18 protein-coding genes are annotated in these 17,912 nt (G+C 73.8%); 12 read left to right on the top strand and 6 right to left on the bottom strand.

Features of this window, described 5'->3' with window-relative positions:
• Nucleotides 1-17 precede the first annotated feature (17 nt).
• Complete coding sequence (locus tag ACIQBJ_RS29915; protein WP_400716702.1) at nucleotides 18-596, bottom strand: TetR/AcrR family transcriptional regulator; 579 nt, start codon at nucleotides 594-596, stop codon at nucleotides 18-20.
• A 101-nt stretch (nucleotides 597-697) separates the two neighbouring features.
• Here ACIQBJ_RS29915 and ACIQBJ_RS29920 point away from each other — a divergent pair, with 101 nt between their 5' ends.
• From ACIQBJ_RS29920 to ACIQBJ_RS29955, 8 genes are all read left to right on the top strand, one after another.
• The gene (locus tag ACIQBJ_RS29920) at nucleotides 698-1,705 is read left to right on the top strand and encodes an agmatine/peptidylarginine deiminase (protein ID WP_400716704.1); all 1,008 of its coding nucleotides are present in this window, start codon (nucleotides 698-700) and stop codon (nucleotides 1,703-1,705) included.
• Between the two features lie 23 nt (nucleotides 1,706-1,728).
• Entirely contained in the window at nucleotides 1,729-3,372 is a 1,644-nt protein-coding gene (locus ACIQBJ_RS29925; RefSeq protein WP_400716706.1) for an ABC transporter substrate-binding protein, read from the top strand.
• The gene (locus ACIQBJ_RS29930) at nucleotides 3,369-4,328 is read left to right on the top strand and encodes an ABC transporter permease (protein ID WP_400716708.1); all 960 of its coding nucleotides are present in this window, start codon (nucleotides 3,369-3,371) and stop codon (nucleotides 4,326-4,328) included. The genes ACIQBJ_RS29925 and ACIQBJ_RS29930 overlap by 4 nt, the downstream gene beginning before the upstream one ends.
• Nucleotides 4,325-5,179 (top strand): ABC transporter permease, encoded by an 855-nt coding sequence (locus ACIQBJ_RS29935; protein WP_400716711.1) that lies wholly within the window; start codon nucleotides 4,325-4,327, stop codon nucleotides 5,177-5,179. Before ACIQBJ_RS29930 ends, ACIQBJ_RS29935 begins: the two co-directional genes overlap by 4 nt.
• Complete coding sequence (locus tag ACIQBJ_RS29940; RefSeq protein ID WP_400716713.1) at nucleotides 5,176-6,144, top strand: ABC transporter ATP-binding protein; 969 nt, start codon at nucleotides 5,176-5,178, stop codon at nucleotides 6,142-6,144. Before ACIQBJ_RS29935 ends, ACIQBJ_RS29940 begins: the two co-directional genes overlap by 4 nt.
• Complete coding sequence (locus ACIQBJ_RS29945) at nucleotides 6,141-6,935, top strand: ABC transporter ATP-binding protein (protein ID WP_400716715.1); 795 nt, start codon at nucleotides 6,141-6,143, stop codon at nucleotides 6,933-6,935. The genes ACIQBJ_RS29940 and ACIQBJ_RS29945 overlap by 4 nt, the downstream gene beginning before the upstream one ends.
• 137 nt (nucleotides 6,936-7,072) lie before the next feature.
• Nucleotides 7,073-8,272, top strand: coding sequence for an agmatine deiminase family protein (locus ACIQBJ_RS29950; protein ID WP_400716718.1), 1,200 nt, complete (start codon nucleotides 7,073-7,075; stop codon nucleotides 8,270-8,272).
• On the top strand, nucleotides 8,269-9,141 hold the full coding sequence (locus ACIQBJ_RS29955) for a DUF4436 family protein (protein WP_400716720.1): 873 nt from the start codon (nucleotides 8,269-8,271) through the stop codon (nucleotides 9,139-9,141). The genes ACIQBJ_RS29950 and ACIQBJ_RS29955 overlap by 4 nt, the downstream gene beginning before the upstream one ends.
• Nucleotides 9,142-9,148: 7 nt before the next feature.
• On the opposite strand, the gene ACIQBJ_RS29960 is transcribed toward ACIQBJ_RS29955, so the two are convergent.
• Nucleotides 9,149-9,775: a TetR/AcrR family transcriptional regulator gene (locus tag ACIQBJ_RS29960; protein ID WP_400716722.1), complete on the bottom strand. Its 627-nt coding sequence runs from the start codon at nucleotides 9,773-9,775 to the stop codon at nucleotides 9,149-9,151.
• Nucleotides 9,776-9,929: 154 nt separating this feature from the next.
• Here ACIQBJ_RS29960 and ACIQBJ_RS29965 point away from each other — a divergent pair, with 154 nt between their 5' ends.
• Nucleotides 9,930-11,096 (top strand): agmatine/peptidylarginine deiminase, encoded by a 1,167-nt coding sequence (locus ACIQBJ_RS29965; protein ID WP_400716724.1) that lies wholly within the window; start codon nucleotides 9,930-9,932, stop codon nucleotides 11,094-11,096.
• Nucleotides 11,097-11,216: 120 nt separating this feature from the next.
• Nucleotides 11,217-11,927, top strand: coding sequence for a GNAT family N-acetyltransferase (locus tag ACIQBJ_RS29970; RefSeq protein WP_400716726.1), 711 nt, complete (start codon nucleotides 11,217-11,219; stop codon nucleotides 11,925-11,927).
• A gap of 90 nt (nucleotides 11,928-12,017) precedes the next feature.
• Here ACIQBJ_RS29970 and ACIQBJ_RS29975 read toward each other — a convergent pair whose 3' ends face one another.
• Both ACIQBJ_RS29975 and ACIQBJ_RS29980 read right to left on the bottom strand, forming a co-directional pair.
• Nucleotides 12,018-12,209: a DUF5999 family protein gene (locus ACIQBJ_RS29975; protein WP_400716728.1), complete on the bottom strand. Its 192-nt coding sequence runs from the start codon at nucleotides 12,207-12,209 to the stop codon at nucleotides 12,018-12,020.
• 333 nt (nucleotides 12,210-12,542) lie between these two features.
• Nucleotides 12,543-13,217, bottom strand: coding sequence for a hypothetical protein (locus tag ACIQBJ_RS29980; RefSeq protein WP_400716730.1), 675 nt, complete (start codon nucleotides 13,215-13,217; stop codon nucleotides 12,543-12,545).
• A gap of 370 nt (nucleotides 13,218-13,587) precedes the next feature.
• Here ACIQBJ_RS29980 and ACIQBJ_RS29985 point away from each other — a divergent pair, with 370 nt between their 5' ends.
• Both ACIQBJ_RS29985 and ACIQBJ_RS29990 read left to right on the top strand, forming a co-directional pair.
• On the top strand, nucleotides 13,588-15,087 hold the full coding sequence (locus ACIQBJ_RS29985; protein WP_400716732.1) for a glutamate--cysteine ligase: 1,500 nt from the start codon (nucleotides 13,588-13,590) through the stop codon (nucleotides 15,085-15,087).
• A 102-nt stretch (nucleotides 15,088-15,189) separates the two neighbouring features.
• Nucleotides 15,190-15,978 (top strand): CPBP family intramembrane glutamic endopeptidase, encoded by a 789-nt coding sequence (locus tag ACIQBJ_RS29990; RefSeq protein WP_400716734.1) that lies wholly within the window; start codon nucleotides 15,190-15,192, stop codon nucleotides 15,976-15,978.
• Nucleotides 15,979-16,021: 43 nt separating this feature from the next.
• On the opposite strand, the gene ACIQBJ_RS29995 is transcribed toward ACIQBJ_RS29990, so the two are convergent.
• A complete protein-coding gene (locus tag ACIQBJ_RS29995; protein WP_400716738.1) occupies nucleotides 16,022-16,540 on the bottom strand; it encodes an HAD domain-containing protein in 519 nt (172 codons plus the stop codon).
• Nucleotides 16,541-16,621: 81 nt separating this feature from the next.
• The gene (locus tag ACIQBJ_RS30000; RefSeq protein WP_400716740.1) at nucleotides 16,622-17,884 is read right to left on the bottom strand and encodes an MFS transporter; all 1,263 of its coding nucleotides are present in this window, start codon (nucleotides 17,882-17,884) and stop codon (nucleotides 16,622-16,624) included.
• Between the last annotated feature and the right edge of the window lie 28 nt (nucleotides 17,885-17,912).

Raw genomic sequence — 17,912 nt, forward strand, 5'->3', positions numbered from 1 at the left:
GTTTCCTGAAGGAAAGATCAGACCCGGACGCCGTCGAGTTCGGCCGCTATCGCCTCGCGGAGCAGGTGGCGGGCGTGCGGCAGCGGGAGGACGCCGCTGAGCCAGCGGACGCTGAGGCCCTCCAGCAGGGCGGTCAGGCGTTCGGCGGCGGCCGCGTGGGCGGGGGCGGTGCCCAGCGGGTCGGCCCGGCCGATGAGTTCGGCGATCTCGTGCACCCAGGTGTGGGTGGCCCGGGCCAACTCCTCGCGCAGGTCGGGTTCGAAGACCGCGCTCGCCCTCAACTCGCCCCAGGCGGTGCTGTTCTCGCGCACCTCGTCGAGGTCCTGGAGCTCCAGCAGCAGGACCTGTTCGAGGTCGGCGCGGGCGTCGTCCGGGCCGCCGTCGGACATCCGCCCGGCGGTGTACCGGTCGGCCCGGTCGTTGATGAACTCCAGCGTCCGGCGCAGGATGCCGGCCCGGTCGCCGAAGTGGTAGTAGATCAGCGAGGTCGACACCCCCGCCTCCGCCGCGAGCTCCTCCACGCGCAGCCCGCGCACCCCCCGACGTGCGATGACGCGGGTGGCGGCGGTGAGTATCCCTGTTCGACGGTCCGACATGGACGCTCACTCTACCCGCCCCAAGCCCATTGACTGAATTTTCAGTTCAATGAAGGATGTGCGGCACACCGCGCTCCCCGACCCAGACAGAGGAACCCGTCGTGAACTACCGCATGCCCGCCGAGTGGACCCAGCACCAGGGCTGCCTGATGGCGTGGCCCGTCCGCGCCGACCTGTGGGGCGCCGTGCTGACCGAGGCCCAGCAGGAGTACGCCGAGGTGGCCCGAGCCGTCGCCCGGTTCGAGCCGGTCACCATGGTGGCCCCGCCCGGCCACGGCGAACAGGCCGCCGCGATGTGCGGCGGCGAGGGCATCACGGTCCTCGAACTGCCACTGGACGACTCCTGGTTCCGCGACTCCGCGCCGATCTTCGTGCTCGACACGGACGGCAACCGGGCCGGCGTGGACTTCCGCTTCAACGCCTGGGGCCGCAAGCACACGCCGTGGGAGGGCGACGACCGGATCAGCGCGCTGCTCCTGGAGCGGCTCGGCGTCCCGGCGATCCGCTCCGAGATGGTCCTGGAGGGCGGCGCGATCACGGTGGACGGCGAAGGCACCCTGATCACCACCGAGCAGTGCCTGCTCCACCCCAACCGCAACCCGGACCTGACCCGCGAGGAGATCGAGGCCGAGCTGAAGGCCCGGCTCGGCGTCACCAAGGTGATCTGGCTGCCCTACGGCGGCCTGCTCGACACCGAGACCGACGGGCACGTCGACGGCGTCTGCGCCTTCGCCGCACCCGGCCGGGTGATCGTCCAGCTGCCCGACGACCCGGAGCACCCGGACTACGCGCGGATGCGGGCCAACCGCGCCGTGCTGGAGCACTCCACCGACGCGCAGGGCCGCCCGTTCGAGATCGTCGACGTCCCGCAGGCCGCGTTCGTCGAGGTCGACGGGCAGCGGACCGAGGTCGGCTACCTCAACCACTACCTGGCCAACGGCGGCGTGGTCGTGCCGGTCGCCGGCCACCCCGCGGACGAGGGCGCGCTGGCCGTACTCGCCGCCGCCCACCCCGGCCGCAAGGTCGTCGGCGTCCGGGCCCGGGCCCTCGCCTTCGGCGGCGGCGGCATCCACTGCATCACCCAGCAGATCCCCGCCGCCCGCGCCTGACATCCCCCCGAGGAGGAACCACCGTGCCCCCCACCGCACACCCCCGCCCCCGACGCGCCGCGGTCCTGACCGCCGCGGCCGTCACCTCCCTCAGCCTGCTGGCCGCCTGCTCCGGACCCCCCGCCGGGCCGTCCGGCGGCGGGGACGGGTTCCGGCTCTCCGCCGACACCCCCGCCGCCAAGGGCGGACTGGACTCCTTCACCTGGGCGCTGTACGCCGAACCGCCCACCCTCGACCCGACGATGGCGTTCGACTACCCGCAGAACACCATCCTCTCCAACGTCTGCGAGAGCCTGATGCGGTGGACGCCGCAGCTGACCCTCGCCCCGGGCCTGGCCGAGAAGGCGACCAACCCCGACCCGACCACCTGGGTCTACGACCTGCGCTCCGGCGTGCACTTCCACGACGGCTCGGTGATGACCGCCGAGGACGTGGTGTACAGCCTCGACCGGCAGCGCGACCCGGAGAACGCCGCCGCCTGGGCCCAGGTGTTCCAGAACGTCGACTCGATCACCGCGACCGGCCCGCTCCGGGTCACCGTGAAACTCAAGCAGCCCGACTCGCAGTTCCCGCAGTACATGGCCACCGCGGCCGGCACCGTCACCGCCAAGGCCGGCGTCGAGGCGGCCGGCAAGGACTACGGCACCTCCGGCAGTCTCGACTGCACCGGCCCCTTCACCCTCGGCGACTGGGCCAAGGGCCAGTCGATCGAACTCCGGCGCTTCGACGGCTACTGGGGGACGAAGGCGAAGTCCGCCAGAGCGGTGTTCCGCTTCCTCACCGACCCGTCGGCACGCACCAACGCGATGCTCAGCGGCGAGATCGACGGCGGCTACCTGATCCCCACCGAGAGCTACGACCGGCTGAAGAAGAGCGGCGTCGGCACCCTCTACTTCGGCGAGGGCCTGAGCACCGTCAACGTCAACATCACCAGCACCAAGGGCGCGCTCGGCGACGTCCGGGTCCGCAAGGCGCTCTCGCTCGCCCTGGACCGCTCCGGCTTCGTCAAGGCCGGCCTCGGCGGCGCGGGCACCGTCACCGGCTCGCTCACCACCAAGGCCGTCTGGGCCGGATACCCGGAGGCCGTGCGCACCGACGCCTTCGCCCACCTCACCCCGACCGACCAGGACATCCAGCAGGCCAGGGCCCTGGTCGAACAGGCCGGCGCCACCGGGAAGACCCTGACCGTCGCCACCAGCAGCATCGGCCAGGACGTCTCGCTGCTCGCCACCGCCGTCCAGAACGCGGGCGCCCGGATCGGCCTGGACGTCCAGCTGAAGACGATCGCCCCGAACGCCTTCACCGCGCTGTTCACCGACCCGCAGGCCCGCGAAGGGCTCGACATGTTCCCCGAGACCTACTACGACTCCGTCACCGACCCGCTCGACCTGCTGAGCAACTTCCGGACCGGCGCCTACCAGAACTACCCCGGCTTCAGCGACAAGGCGTACGACGACCTGGTCGACCGGGCCGCCGCCGCCTACGACCCGGCCGAACGCGGCGCGATCGAGGCGAAGCTCCAGCAGACCGCCTCCGAGCAGCTGTTCTGGATACCGGTCGCCGAATGGCCCACCGCGCTCTTCCTCAACAAGCGGATCACCGGCGCGCCCACCACCATCAGCTACCTCTACTACCCGTGGGCGGCCGACGTGGGCGCCGCCCGGTGAACTTCCTGAGATTCGCGGGACGGCGGCTGCTGGAAATGGCGGCCACCCTGCTCGGCGCCTCCTTCGTGGTGTACGGCGCGATGTACCTCGCGCCGGGCAGCCCGGCGAGCTTCCTCCTGTCGGGACGGTCGGCCTCCCCGGCCGCCCTGCGGGCGGTCAACGAGCAGTACCACCTGGACGACCCGTTCCTGGTCCGCTACCTGCGCTGGCTCGGCCAGGTGCTGCACGGCGACTTCGGCCGCTCGCTCACCTACCGCACCGACGTCTCCGCGCTGCTCGCCGACCGGCTGCCCGCCACCCTGCTGCTGGTCGCCATGGCCCTGGTGATCGTGCTGGCCGCCGGGCTGCTGCTCGGCCGGACCGGCGCGGTCCGCGGCGGCGCCGCCGACTCGACGATCCTGGTCGGCACCACCTTCGCCATCGGCACCCCGTCCTTCGTCGCCGCCGTCCTGCTGCAGGGCCTGTTCGCGGTCAAGCTCGGCTGGTTCCCCAGCAGCGGCGCCGGGGAGGGCCTCGGCGACATGCTGTGGCACCTCGCCCTGCCCGCCGTCGCCCTCGCGCTGTACCTGATCGGCCTGCTCGCCCGGGTCACCCGCTCGGCCATGCTGGAGGCCCTCGACAGCGAGCACGTCACCGTGGCCCGCAGCCGCGGCGTACCGGAACGGCAGGTGATCAACCGCCACGTCTTCCGCAACGCGCTCGGCACCGTGCTCACCACCGGCGGCCTGATCGTCTCCACCCTGCTGGTCTGCACCGTCCTGGTGGAGTCCGCGTTCTCGGTCGGCGGCCTCGGCCAACTGCTCGAACTGTCCACCACCACCAAGGACTTCCCGACCGTCCAGGCCATCTCGCTGATCATGGTCGCGCTGTTCATGACGGTGAACCTGGTCGTCGACCTGCTCCACCCGCTCGTCGACCCCCGGGTCGCCCTCGGAACCCGGAGGTCCACCGGATGAGCACCGCCCTCACCCGCCGGCCCGGCCTGGCCCGGATCAGAACCGGCCGGGCCCCGCTCCGGCTGGTCTGCCTCGCCCTCGTCGCCCTGGTCACCCTCGCCGCGCTGCTCGCCCCCTGGCTCGCCCCGTACGACCCCAACGAGGTCGACCTCGGCGCCGCCCTCGCCGGACCCTCCGCCGAGCACCTGCTCGGCGTGGACGCGGCCGGCCGCGACACCCTCTCCCGGCTGCTGCTCGGCGCCCGCACCTCCCTGCTCGGCCCGCTCGGCGTGGTCGCCTTCTCCACCGTGGCCGGCCTCGCCGTCGGCCTCGTCGCCGGATGGCGCGGAGGCTGGCTCGACTCGGTGCTCTCCCGCAGCACCGAACTGGTCTTCGCCTTCCCCGGCATGCTGCTCGCCATCCTGATCGTCTCCGTCAACGGCGAGGGCCTGCTCGCCCCCGTGCTCGCCCTCGCCGTCGCCTACCTCCCCTACGTCAGCCGGCTCACCCGCTCCCTGGTCCTGGCCGAACGGTCCCGCCCCTACGTCGCCGCCCACCAGGTCCAGGGCCACTCCGCCGCGCAGATCTGCCTGCGGCACGTCCTGCCCAACATCGCCCCCGTCGTCCTCGCCCAGTCCACCGTCAACTTCGGCTACGCCCTGATGGACCTCGCCGGACTCTCCTTCCTCGGACTCGGCGTCCCCGCCCTCACCCCCGACTGGGGCCGGATGGTCTTCGACGGCCAGACCGCCGTCCAGCGCGGCTACCCGCTCTCCGCGATCCTGCCCTGCGCCCTCATCGTGCTGACCGTCGTCGCCTTCAACGTCGTCGGCGAACGCTGGGCCGACCGCGTCGCCCGGAGGAACCCGTGAACGCCCTCGATATCCAGGACCTGCGCCTGACCCTCCCCGGCACCGCCCGGCCCGTCCTCGACGGCGTCCGCCTCACCGTCGCCGCCGGCGAGACCGTCGCCCTGGTCGGCGAGTCCGGCTCCGGCAAGACCCTCACCTCGCGCACCGCGCTGCGCCTGCTGCCCGGCGACGCCGCCGTCGAGGGCAAGGTCCTGGTCGACGGCGAGGACGTCCTCGCCATGACCCCCGCACACCTGCAGGACCTGCGCTCCCGCAAGGCCGCGATGATCTTCCAGGACCCGCGCGCCGCCACCAACCCGCTGCGCCGGGTCGGCGACTTCCTCACCGAGAGCGTGGTCCTCACCAAGGCCATGGGCCGGGCCGCCGCGCGGGAACGCGCCACCGGACTCCTGGACGCCGTCGGCCTCCCCGCCACCGTCCTGGACGCGTACCCCGGGCAGCTCTCCGGCGGCATGCTGCAACGCGTCATGATCGCCGCCGCGCTGATGGGCGACCCCGTCCTGCTGCTCGCCGACGAGGCCACCACCGCCCTCGACGTCACCAGCCAGGCCGAGGTGGTCGGCCTGCTCGACCGCCTGCGGACGCGCTTCGGCACCGGCCTGCTGTTCGTCACCCACGACCTCGGCCTCGCCGCCGCCATCAGCGACCGGGTCGCGGTGATGTACGCGGGCCGGATCGTCGAGACCGGCCCCGCCGGAGCGCTCTTCGCCCACCCCCGCCACCCCTACACCGCCGCACTGCTCGCCGCCACCCCCGCACTGTCCGGCCCGACCGGGCGGCTCACCGCGATCGACGGCCAACCACCGGACCTGCGGGAGGAGTTGACCGGCTGCCCGTTCGCCGCCCGGTGCCCGCTGGCCACCGGGCGGTGCCGCACCGAGACCCCCGCGGCGGAGACCGTCGGAGCCGGCCACCTGGCCGCCTGCCACCACAGCGACCGGCTCGAAGGGAGCACCGCCCGATGAGCGACCTGCTGGAAGTCACCGGCCTGTGCCGGTCGTTCGGCGCGGTCCGCGCCGTCGACGAGGTCTCCTTCACACTCGCCCCGGGCGGATCGCTCGGCATCGTCGGCGAGTCCGGCTCGGGCAAGACCACCACCGCCCGCATCCTGGTCGGCCTCGAACGGGCCGACGCCGGACAGGTCGCCGTCCTCGGCCGCCCCCGCACCGGCCGGGCCCGCGGCCGGACCGAACGCCTGGCCCGCGCCCGCGAGATCCAGATGGTCTTCCAGGACCCGTACCTCTCGCTCGACCCGCGGACCAGCGTCGAGGACGCCCTGCGCGAGACCCTGCGCCTGCACTTCCCGGACACCGACCACCCCCGGCGGATCGCCGAACTCCTCGACCGGGTCGGCCTCGGCACCCGCGCCGCGGGCGCGCTGCCCCGGCAGCTCTCCGGCGGCCAGCGCCAGCGCGTCGCCATCGCCCGGGCGCTCGCCGTGGAACCCGCGGTGATGGTGCTCGACGAGGCGGTCGCCGCGCTCGACGTCTCCGTCCAGGCCCAGGTGCTCAACCTGCTCGCCGACATCCGCGAACAGACCGGCATCGGCTACCTGTTCATCACCCACGACCTGGGCGTGGTGCGCTGCGTCACCGAGCAGGTCGTCGTGATGCGGCACGGCCGGATCGTCGAGTCCGGCCCCACCACCGCTGTCCTCGCCGCCCCCCGGCACCCCTACACCCGGCTGCTGCTCGACTCGGTGCCCCGCCCCGGCTGGGACCCCGACGCGATCGCCGCCGCCCGCCGCGCGCTGTAGCGCTCGCCCCGGCCCGTGGTCCGCGTCGGCCGCCCGATTCGCCCGGACGGCCGGGTGCGGCGGGGCGATCGCTGACGGTTTCGTCAGTATCGTCCCGAAATGACAGCAGCAGCAGTAGCGCCCGGAACGAGGCCGCCATGGACCCCCGCACACCGTCCCGCCGCTCCGTCCTGCGCTCCGGCGCGGCACTGGCGGCGCTCGCGCTGATCGAAGGCTGCTCGTCCGACGGGGGAGCGGAGCCCGCCACCGGCACCACCGGCACCACCGGCACCGCCGGGAGCACCGCCCCCGCGGCCTCCCCGGCGGCGCCGGGCGCGTCCGCCGCCGGGTGGGCGATGCCCGCCGAATCCGCCCCGCACACCCGCACCTTCATGGCCTGGCCCGCCCTGGAGGAGGTCTGGGGCGACCAACTCCCGGGCGTCCGCGCCGACATCGCGGGCCTCGCCCGGGCGATCGCCGGCCACGAACCGGTGGTCCTGATGGCCCGGCCCGACCAGGCCGACCAGGCCCGGCAGCAGGTCGGCTCCACCGTCGAGGTGCTCGAACTGCCGGTCGACGACCTGTGGGCCCGCGACAGCGGACCCACCTTCGTCACCGGACCCGGCGGCCTCGCCGGCGTCGACCTCAACTTCAACGGCTGGGGCAACAAGCAGACCCACGCCGAGGACAGCCAGGTCGCCCGCCGGCTCCTGGAGCACTACGGCACCACCCGGACCCGGGCCCCCGTCACCGGCGAGGGCGGCGCACTGGAGGTCGACGGCCAGGGCACCCTGCTGGCCACCGAGAGCTCCTGGGTCAACGCCAACCGCAACCCCGGCCAGTCCCGCGACCGGATCGAGGCGAGCCTCAAGGAACTCCTCGGCGTCTCCAAGGTCCTGTGGATCAAGGGCGTCGCGGGCCAGGACATCACCGACTGCCACATCGACGCGCTCGCCCGCTTCGCCGAACCCGGCACGGTCGTCCTGCACCGGCCCGGCGCCGGCGCCCCGCCCGACGTCTGGACCACCGCCTCCGACCAGGCCCTGGAGGTCCTCCGCTCCGCCACCGACGCCGAGGGCCGCGCCCTGCGGATCGTCGAACTCACCGAACCCGACCCCGAACAGATCCAGGGCTACGGCAAGGACTTCCTCGCCACCTACCTCAACTACTACGTGGTCAACGGCGGGGTGATCGTCCCGCGCTTCGGCGACCGGGCCGCCGACGACCGGGCCGCCGCCGTCATCGCCGAACTCCACCCCGGCAGGAAGGTCACCCAGGTGAGCATCGACCACATCGCCGCGGGCGGCGGCGGCATCCACTGCGCCACCCAGCAGCAGCCCGCCGCCGGAGCCCCGTGAACGCCCTCGCCCGGCTGCGCCGCAGCCGGTTCGCGCAGGCCGTCCTGCTGCTCGCGGTGCTGTGCGGCGCGGGCATCGCGCTGTACCTGGACGAGCGGGAGACCCGGCAGCAGACCCACGAACTCGCGGTGCCCGGCACGCCGGACTGGGTCGAACTCGACGTGACCACCCAGGAGGTCGATCCCGGGACCGGCAAGGTGACCCTGTACGTGGTGCCGGTCCCGCACGGGAACCTGGCGCAGCCCGGCGCCCCGGCGGCCTTCTCCCGGCAGGTGGAGATCACGGCGGAGTCGGCCACCGCGACGGTGTTCCGGACCGTCCCGGGCCGGGCGGGGCCGCCGCAGCAGGTCCCGTCCGAGATCTTCTCCGGGACGGAGACCGACTACCCCTTCGACCGGTACCGGGCCGAGACGGTGTTCTCCGCGCACGACGCCGCGGGGCCGGTGCCGGTCGGCCTGTTCTCCGGCGACAGCGACCCGTTCTTCTTCGTCACCCCGACCGGCACCGTCCTGCCGTCCGGCGCGACCCTGATGGAGATGAAGGCCACCAGGGCGCGCAGCACCTTCATCCTGGCCTGGTTCATGATCGCGGCGATGTGGGCGCTGGCGCTGGCCGTGCTGGCGGCCGTCGAGGTGCTGCACCGCAGCGGCCAGGGCCTGGTGTGGCCCTCGCTCGGCTGGATGGCGGCCACGCTGTTCGCGCTGATCGGCATGCGCAACGCCGCGCCCGGCGGCCCGCCGATCGGCTCGCTGATCGACTACGTGGCGTTCTTCTGGGCGGAGGGGATCATCGCGGCGAGCCTGACGGTGGCGGTGGTCACCGGCACCCGGGTGGAACGGCGCGCCCGGGAGGACGCGGTGCCGCCGTGACGGACGGTCAGGACGCGGTGGCGGCCAGGGCGGCCATCAGGGTGCCCAGGACGGCCGCCGCGTCCACCGAGGCGTCCAGCGACCGGATCGCGGCGAGCCCGTCCACCGCGGCCGCGAAGGACTCGCCGAGCAGGGCCGGGTCGACCGGCGCCTGCGGGTGCTCGTCCGCCAGCGTCCGGAAGAGCCGGACGAAGCAGGACCGCCAGCGCCGGTACTCGGCGTCCAGGCTCGCCCGCACCCGTTCGTCGTTGAGCGCCAGCCAGTGCAGGGCGGAGTGCAGCCGGGCGAGGTCCGGGCTCTCGGCGCGGGTGAGCAGGGCGACGGTCCGCCCGGCGCGCTCGTCGAAGCCGCCCGGCCCGTCCACGGCCGCCTCCAGCGGGGCGATCCACTCCGGGCGGATGTCCTCGACCACGGCCACGATCAGGTCGCTGCGGTCGGCGAAGTGGTAGTGGCACATGCCGTGCGAGACCCCGCACAGCGCGGCGACGTTGCGGGTGGTGAACCGGCCGGCGGTGTCCCCGGCCAGCAGCGTCCGGGCGGCGGCGATCAGCCGGGCCCGGGTCTGCTCGCCCTTGGCCGCGCGGCTGCGGGCGGGGGCGGCGGTGCTGCTCTGCTCGTTCGCGCGGGTCGCCATGGCGCAACTGTAACGGCCGGTCCGCGCACCGTCGTCGGTGATCGCGAACCGGGTGGAAGAAGACTTGCGCAGACAATTGACCGAGCGCTTGGTCAGTTTTACGCTTCAGCTCAACCCCGTTACCCCGACGGGCAGTTGACTGGAGACCCGCCGAATGAACCCCCACGCTTCGGACCGGCCCGAACTCGGTCGCCGCAGGTTCCTGACCGCCGCCGGAATCGTGGCCGCCGGTGCCGCCGTCACCGCCGCGACCGGCCCGACCGCCTTCGCCGCCCGCCCCCGGACCTCGTCGGCCGCCCCGCTCGCCGCCGGCGCGTACCGCGTCCCCGCCGAGGACGTCCGCCACACCCGGACCTGGATGGCCTGGCCGGACTCCACCGCGATCTGGAAGACCAAGCTCAGCGGCGTCCAGTCCAACATCGCGCTGATCGCCAGGACCGTCGCCAAGTACGAGCCGGTCGTCATGTGCGCCAACCCCGCCAGCGCCGCCAAGGCCCGCTCGATGTGCGGCTCCGCCGTCACCGTCATCGACACCGTCCCCGTCGACGACTGCTGGATGCGCGACACCGGCGCCGTGTTCCGCACCAACGGCGCCGGCGGCCTGGACGCCGTCGGCCTCAACTTCAACGGCTGGGGCAACCGGCAGACCCACGCCAAGGACGCGCTGGTCGCCCAGCGGATCGCCGCCTACGTCGGCGTCCCCTTCACCGCCGCGGCCGGCATCGTCGCCGAGGGCGGCGCCATCGAGCAGGACGGCGCCGGCACCCTGATGGCCACCCGCAGCAGCATCCTCAACGACAACCGCAACCCCGGCCGCACCCAGGCCCAGCTCGAAGCCGCCATGTGCACCGCCTACGGCGCGTCGAAGGTCGTCTGGTTCGCCGGCATCAAGGGCCAGGACATCACCGACGACCACGTCGACGCCACCTCCCGCTTCCTCGCCGGCGGCGGCCTGGTCCAGATGCCGCTCGCCTCCGACACCGACGCCTGGGCCCAGGACGCCCGGCAGCAGTACCAGATCCTGTCCACCGCGACCAACGCCGCGGGCAACACCGTCCCCGTCACCAAGCTCCAGGGCCCCGACTACTACAAGATCCGCTCCACCAGCGCCGACTTCGTCGCCGCCTACGCCAACTACTACGTCTGCAACGGTGCGGTCATCTCGGCCCAGTTCGGCGACACCGCCGCCGACAGCGCCGCCCGGGCCACCCTCGCCCGGCTCTTCCCCGGCCGGGTCGTCGAACAGCTCAACATCGACTACCTCGGCGCCGGTGGCGGCGGCATCCACTGCGTCACCCAGCAGCAGCCCGCCGCCTCCTAGGACTCCCGGCGGGGCGGCTCCCGGCGGGGCGGCGGGCGGAAAACCCGGTGCCGCCGCCCCACCCGGTGTGTAATACTCAAATTTGGAAAGAGACCATTACGCACCTCTGGAGAGTCACCCGTGCTCGACGACGCCACCGTCCCCGAACTCGTCCGGGCCTGGATCAGCGGCTGGGCGGTCTCCCGCGGCGCCGCCGAGCCCCTGCCCCGCCCCTGGGGCTGGACGATCGACGTCGGCCAGCCCCGCCACCCCTGGCGGCACGTCCTGCCCGCCCCCACCGAGCAGGACGTCCGCGAGGTCACCGGGGGCACCACCGTCCCCTGGACGTGGCTCAAGCTCTTCGACGCCGAGGACCGCGTCCTGCCCTGGGTCACCGGCCCCGGCTGGCACCAGGACGTCCCCGGCCACCTGATGACGCTCCCGCTGCGCCCCGAGCACCCCGCCGTCCCGGCCGGCTACCGGATCACCACCTGGAGCCGCGGCGGCGTCGTCCGCGCCCTGGTCCGCACCACCGACGGGGAGTTCGCCGCCCGCGGCCAGCTCGGCCTCGGCCCCGCGACGCCGCTCGCGGGCCGCACCGGCCCCGAACTCCTCGCCGTCGCCGACCAGATCGAGACCGCCCCCGCGCACCGCCGCCGCGGCCTCGGCTCCCTGCTGATGCGCACCCTCCAGCACGAGGCGCACGCCGCGGGCGCCCGCGCCGCCCTGCTGGTCGGCACCACCGAGGGCCACGCCCTCTACCGCCACCTCGGCTGGACGCTCCGCGCCCCCATGGCCAGCCTCTGGTACGACCCCGCGAGCCCCGCCGACCGCCCCGGGCAGGGCTCCTGACGCACCGCCGGAAGCGGCCCGGGAACGGCGGAGCCCGCCGGGAGGGCGCAACTCCCGGCGGGCCCAGGGGGAAGGGGGAACCGCGAAGGCTCAGGCAGCGATCAGCAGGGTGCGGCGCGGGGCGATGACCCGGCCGTCGGGCAGCAGTTCACCGGTGTCGTCGAACATCAGCACCCCGTTGCAGAGCAGGCTCCAGCCCTGCTCCGGGTGGCGGGCGACCGGCACGGCCGCCTCACGGTCGGCCGATTCCGCGCTCGGACAGTCGGTTCGGTGCTGGCACATCCTTGTACCTCGCTTCGCTCGGGTTCCCGGCGCCGTACGGCCACCCCCTCGGGCGCCGCCCCGTCGGCGGGCAGAAAAACAGTGCGCCGATTCTGGTGTGAAACGGCGTGGGCCGGGTAGGACAGTTGGTCCTCCACCCGACCGACACCAGTGTCCGACTCCACGGGCGCTCGCGCAGCCATTTGGTGACATGCGCCACAGATCAGTTGCCGAGATCACCCGACCGGGCGGCCGCCGATCGATTCCGGGCACGAACGGGCCATGCCGGGCTGATCCGATCGGATCAGCCCGGCATGGCCCGTTCAGGTGGGGTACGACCGGCCCGAGCGGCGGTCAGCCGATCAGCGCGGTGGGGCGCGCGGCGGGCGAACGCTCCAACCGGGCCAGCAACTCGGCGGCGGGCAGCACCTGGTGGCCCGCCACCCCGAGCGGCGCGGGCGCCAGCGGGATCATCAGGTCCTCGCCGGGGAGCGCGCTGCGCAGCCAGAGCGCCGAGGCGTAGTGCTCGGGCAGCGAGAGCAGCCGCGGCTCGAACCGGCCCGCCGCGCCGTGCGAGAGCTGCCGGGCCTGGCGCAGCGCCCGCACCGTGGAGTCCAGGTACGGCCCGGCGGTGACGTGCGAGAAGACCGGGCCGCCGGGGCCCTCGACCACCTCGGCGGCGGCCACCACCTCGTCCAGCCCCGCGGGGTCGAACCCGTCGGCCCCGTCGGCGAGTTCGACCACGTCCACCGCGCCCGGCGCACCCGCCGGGGGTGCCGGGCGCACGGAGGGGGAGGTCGACTCGTCGCGGCGCAGCAGGAACCGCCAGCCGGTCCGCTCGGCCCCGGCGGGCCGGGCCCCGGCGCCGCCGCGCAGGACGTGGACGGGCAGCGCGAGCAGCGGCCGGGGCCGCCCGGCGCCGAGGCGCAGCACGGCGGCCGCGGACGGCGGCAGTCCGCCCTCGGGGACGAGCGCGGCGAGCACGGCGTGCTGTGCGCCGGCCGGGGGCTGGGGCAGGTGCAAGGTCATGGCTGAGTCGCCTCTCCGTGCGTGATCGGCGTGCTGATGCGACATACCGGCACGGCGTCGACACGAAGGGCCTGGCCGGGTCCGGTTGGGCATGGGCGCCGAGGGGGTGGGCGGGTCGTCGACGAGCCCACCCGGGGAAAAGGAAGGGGTGTCTCGGACGGCCTTGTCCGGGCCTGAGCGGCGTGCGAATTTACTCGAACAGGTGCACAGGGTGACCTTCATATCACGTTCCGTGGTGCGATGCAAGTAGCGATGGAACTGATGTTCCGTCAGAAACCCTGTCTCGTCCGGGTGTTCGCATCGCGGACTACCGATCTTCGGTCTGGGCATGATGCACAGGCACTGTCGACCGAGGGGAGGGAAGGCACCCGTGGGCGAGAAGGTCGTGGCGACCCGGGCGGAGCTGTCCGACCGGCAGCTGTACCGCCGCAAGCTGCAGTCCTGTCTGGACGTGCTGGAGCGGATGCTCGCGGAGGGGAGGTTCGACCGGCCCAGAGCGATGATGGGGCTGGAGATCGAACTCAACCTGGCCGACGAGCAGGGCCTGCCGATGCTCGGCAACGAGCAGGTGCTGGACGCGATCTCCTCCGCGGACTTCCAGACCGAACTGGGCCGTTTCAACATCGAGGTGAACGTCGCCGCCCGCCGGCTCGGCGGCCACGTCTTCGAGGACCTGCGCGAGGAACTCGACACCTGCCTGCGCTACGCGGACCGGCGGGCCGCCGCCGCGGGCGCCCGACTGGTGATGGTCGGCATCCTGCCGACCCTCGACCTGGAGCACGCCGGGCTGGAGGCGATGAGCCGCAACGACCGCTACACCCTGCTCAGCGACCAGATCCGGGCCGCCCGCGGCGAGGACATCGCGCTCGACATCGACGGCGTCGAACGCCTCGCCATCGACTCGGTGTCGATGGTCGCCGAGGCCGCCGCCACCTCGCTGCAACTGCACCTCCAGGTCACCCCGGCCCGGTTCGCCTCGGTCTGGAACGCCGCCCAGGCGATCTGCGGCGTCCAGCTCGCGCTCGGCGCCAACTCGCCCTTCCTGTTCGGCCGCGAGCTGTGGCGCGAGACCCGCCCGGTGCTGTTCCAGCAGGCCTGCGACACCCGCTCGGCCGAACTCAAGGCCCAGGGCGTGCGCCCCATCACCTGGTTCGGCGAGCGCTGGGTCGACTCCGCGCTCGACCTGTTCGCCGAGAACCTGCGCTACTTCCCGGCCCTGCTGCCGATCTGCGACGACGAGGACCCGGTCAAGGTGCTGTCCTCCGGCGGCGTCCCGCGGCTCGGCGAGATGCGGCTGCACAACGGCACCGTCTACCGCTGGAACCGCCCGGTGTACGACGTCGCCGACGGCGTCGCCCACCTGCGGGTGGAGAACCGCTGCCTGCCGGCCGGCCCGACGGTCGCCGACACCCTCGCCAACGCCGCCTTCTACTACGGCCTGGTCCGGGTGCTGGCCGAACAGCCCCGCCCGATCTGGGGCCGGCTGCCCTTCGAACTGGCCGACCGGAACTTCCAGCAGGGCGCCCGGCACGGCATCGACGCCGTCCAGTGGTGGCCGCGCGGCGGCCGCGGCAACCGCGGCCCGGCCGAACTCCCCGCCACCGACCTGGTGCTGAACGAACTCCTCCCGCTGGCCCACCAGGGCCTCGACGAGTGGGGCATCGAGGCCCGCGACCGGGACCGCTACCTCGGCATCATCGAGCAGCGCTGCCTGCGCCGCACCAACGGCGCCGCCTGGCAGGCCGCCACCGTGCACCGGCTGCGCGAGCACCACAACCTCGACCCGAACGCCGCGATCGCCGCCATGACGCGCCGCTACATCGAGCACATGCGCAGCGGCGAACCGGTGCACACCTGGCCGGTGGACTGAGACTCCCGCCGGGCGTCCGGGAACCCCGCGGCCCGCTGTGGAAGGATGACCGGCCCGGGGCGGCAGCCGCCCCGGGCCGATCCACCGCCCTCGGGGAGACCAGTGACCACCGCCTCGGCCGAGCCCACCGACGTCAAGCCGCTCTCCCGCCGGCTGCTCGCCGTCGAACTGCTGATCGTCCTCGGGCTCTCGCTCGGCGCCAGCGGCATCGGCGCGCTGATCAGCTTCGCCGGCTCGCTCACCGAACCCGTCGCGCTCGGCAAGCAGGTCGCCACCCTGAACGCCTCCCGGGCGCCCGGCCGCCCCTGGCTCGACCTGGCCTGGCAGCTCTACTACGTCGCCCGCGGCCTGATGCCGGTCGTCCTGGTCGGCTACCTGCTGGTCCGCGAGGGCGCCGCGCTGCGCACCCTCGGGTTCGACCTGCGGCACAAGCTCTCCGACCTCGGCCGCGGCGCCCTGCTCGCGGCCGGCATCGGCGGCTCCGGCCTCGCCCTCTACCTCGGCGCGCAGGCCGCCGGGTTCAACCTCACCGTCGCCCCCTCCGGCCTGCCCGACGTCTGGTGGCGCATCCCCGTGCTGATCGCCTCCGCCTGGCAGAACGCGATCCTGGAGGAGGTGGTCGTGGTCGGCTACCTGTTGCGCCGCCTGCACCAGCTCGGCTGGGGGTGGCCCGCCGCGATCGCCGCCAGCTCGGTGCTGCGCGGCTCCTACCACCTGTACCAGGGCGTCGGCGGCCTGGTCGGCAACATGGTGATGGGCGTGGTCTTCTGCCTGCTGTACCGCCGCTGGCGGCGGGTCGGCCCGCTGGTCGCCGCGCACGCCCTGATCGACACCACCGCCTTCGTCGGCTACGCGCTGCTGGCGGGCCACGTGAGCTGGCTGCCCTCCTGACGGCCCGTCGCCCCCTGACGGCCCGTCGCGCGCCGACGGTCCGTCAGCAGGCCCACGGGTTCGGCCAGGCCCGGGACGGCGGGCGGCGCAGCAGCCGGTCCACGTGCTCGCGCTGCAGGCCCTGCGCCGGGTCGACCGGCAGCAGCAGCCGGTCGGCGCGCAGCACGCTGCGGCGCACCAGGCGGGGCGGGATGCAGTCGTCGACCCAGGCGAACGGGCGGCCCTGGGCGTGCCGCAGGATCGGCGCCCACTTGTGCGCCGAGAACAGCTCCATCAGCGGCACCTTCGGGTCGCCGGGCCGCGGGACGTACCCGCTGAACACCACCACCGGCAGCTGGGGCAGGCCGAGCAGCGGCGCGATGTGCGCGTTGGCCTTGTCCTCCCAGGTGGTGGCCCAGACGATCTCGTACCGGTCGGCGAGTTCGCGCAGCCAGTCGCCGTGCCGGGGCGACAGCAGGACGGAGTAGCCCAGCAGCTCGTGCGTGTCGAAGTCGTCGTCGGGGTGCGGGAACACCGGGTTCAGCACCCCGTCGACGTCAAGGAACAGCAGTGGTTTGTCCATTCGGCTTCCTCCCCGGGTCGGTGGCCGGTCACTTGGTCGGACGTGCCCCGGCCCCGGGAGGTTGCACACTGTCAGCGGCCGTCACCCGGACGTGACGGGCTCCGGCTCGCGGGCCCCGTCGGCCGCGGGCGCCGGGCGGCGCTCCAGCCGCCGGATGTCGGGCACCAGCAGCGCGGCCGCGGCCAGCGCCAGGCAGAGCAGCGCGCAGGCCCACAGCGCGCCCGTCAGCCCCAGCGCCCCCGCGACCGGACCGGCCAGCGCGGTGCCGGCCGGCAGCAGCGCGAAGGAGCCCAGCGAGTCGTACGCCGAGACCCGGGAGAGCAGTTCCTCCGGGATCTCCTGCTGCAGCGTCACCATCCAGTTGACGACGAACACCGAGGTGCCCACGCCCGCCAGGAACATCGCCGCCGCGACCGCCGCCAGCGGCAGGTGCAGCGCCAGCGCCAGCGCGGGCAGCCCGAACAGGAACACCCCGCCGTTGCCGACCAGCAGCACCCGGCGCGGCTGCCAACGGGCCATCAGCAGACCGCTGGAGACCATGCCGACGCTGAGCGCGGCCATCGCCAGGCCCCAGGCCCCGGCGCCGCCCATCCGCTCCTCGGCCGCCTTCGGCCCGTACACCGCCTCCACCGCCAGCACGCAGGCGTTCAGCACGCCGAACTGCAGCACCACCGCCCACAGCCACTGCCGGGAGCGGAACTCCCGCCAGCCGACCACCAGTTCGCGCACCAGGCCGGGGCCGGCGGCGACGCGCCCGGAGACGTCCTCCAGGCCGGTCCTGAGCAGCGCCGCGACCGCGAAGCAGGCGGCGTCCCCGGCCAGCACCCAGCCCGGCCCGACCACCGCGGTCAGCGCGCCGCCGAGCGCCGCGCCGCCGATCTGCGCGCCGTTCAGCGCCATCTTGAACACCGAGAACGCCTTCGCCGCGTGCTGCGCCGGCACCGCCTGCAGGATCACGCCCTCGGCGGCCGGCGCGTAGAACGCCTGCCCGGCGCCGCCCGCCGCGGACAGCAGCATCAGCGCCCACAGGCTCGGGTGCCCGGCCAGCACCAGCGCCGCCAGGACGGCCTGCGAACCGGCGTTGAACAGGTTCGCGCCGACCATCACCAGGTGCCGGGGCAGCCGGTCCGCCAGCGCGCCGCCGATCAGCAGCAGCACCACCAGCGGCGCCATCCGGGCGGCCGTCACCCAGCCGATCTCGGTGGCGCCCCAGGCGGGGTTCAGCTGCAGCACGGCGAAGGAGGTGGCGATCGGCGCGGCCGCGTTGCCCAGCCCGCTCACCACGTTGGCGGCGGTCTGGATCCGGTAGTTGCGGCCCGCCCAGGCGGGATCGAAGAGTGGCACCGCCCGACGATCCCCCCGCCGTACCCGC

Source organism: Kitasatospora sp. NPDC088391, assembly GCF_044753345.1.
In the GTDB taxonomy this organism is placed as follows: domain Bacteria; phylum Actinomycetota; class Actinomycetes; order Streptomycetales; family Streptomycetaceae; genus Kitasatospora.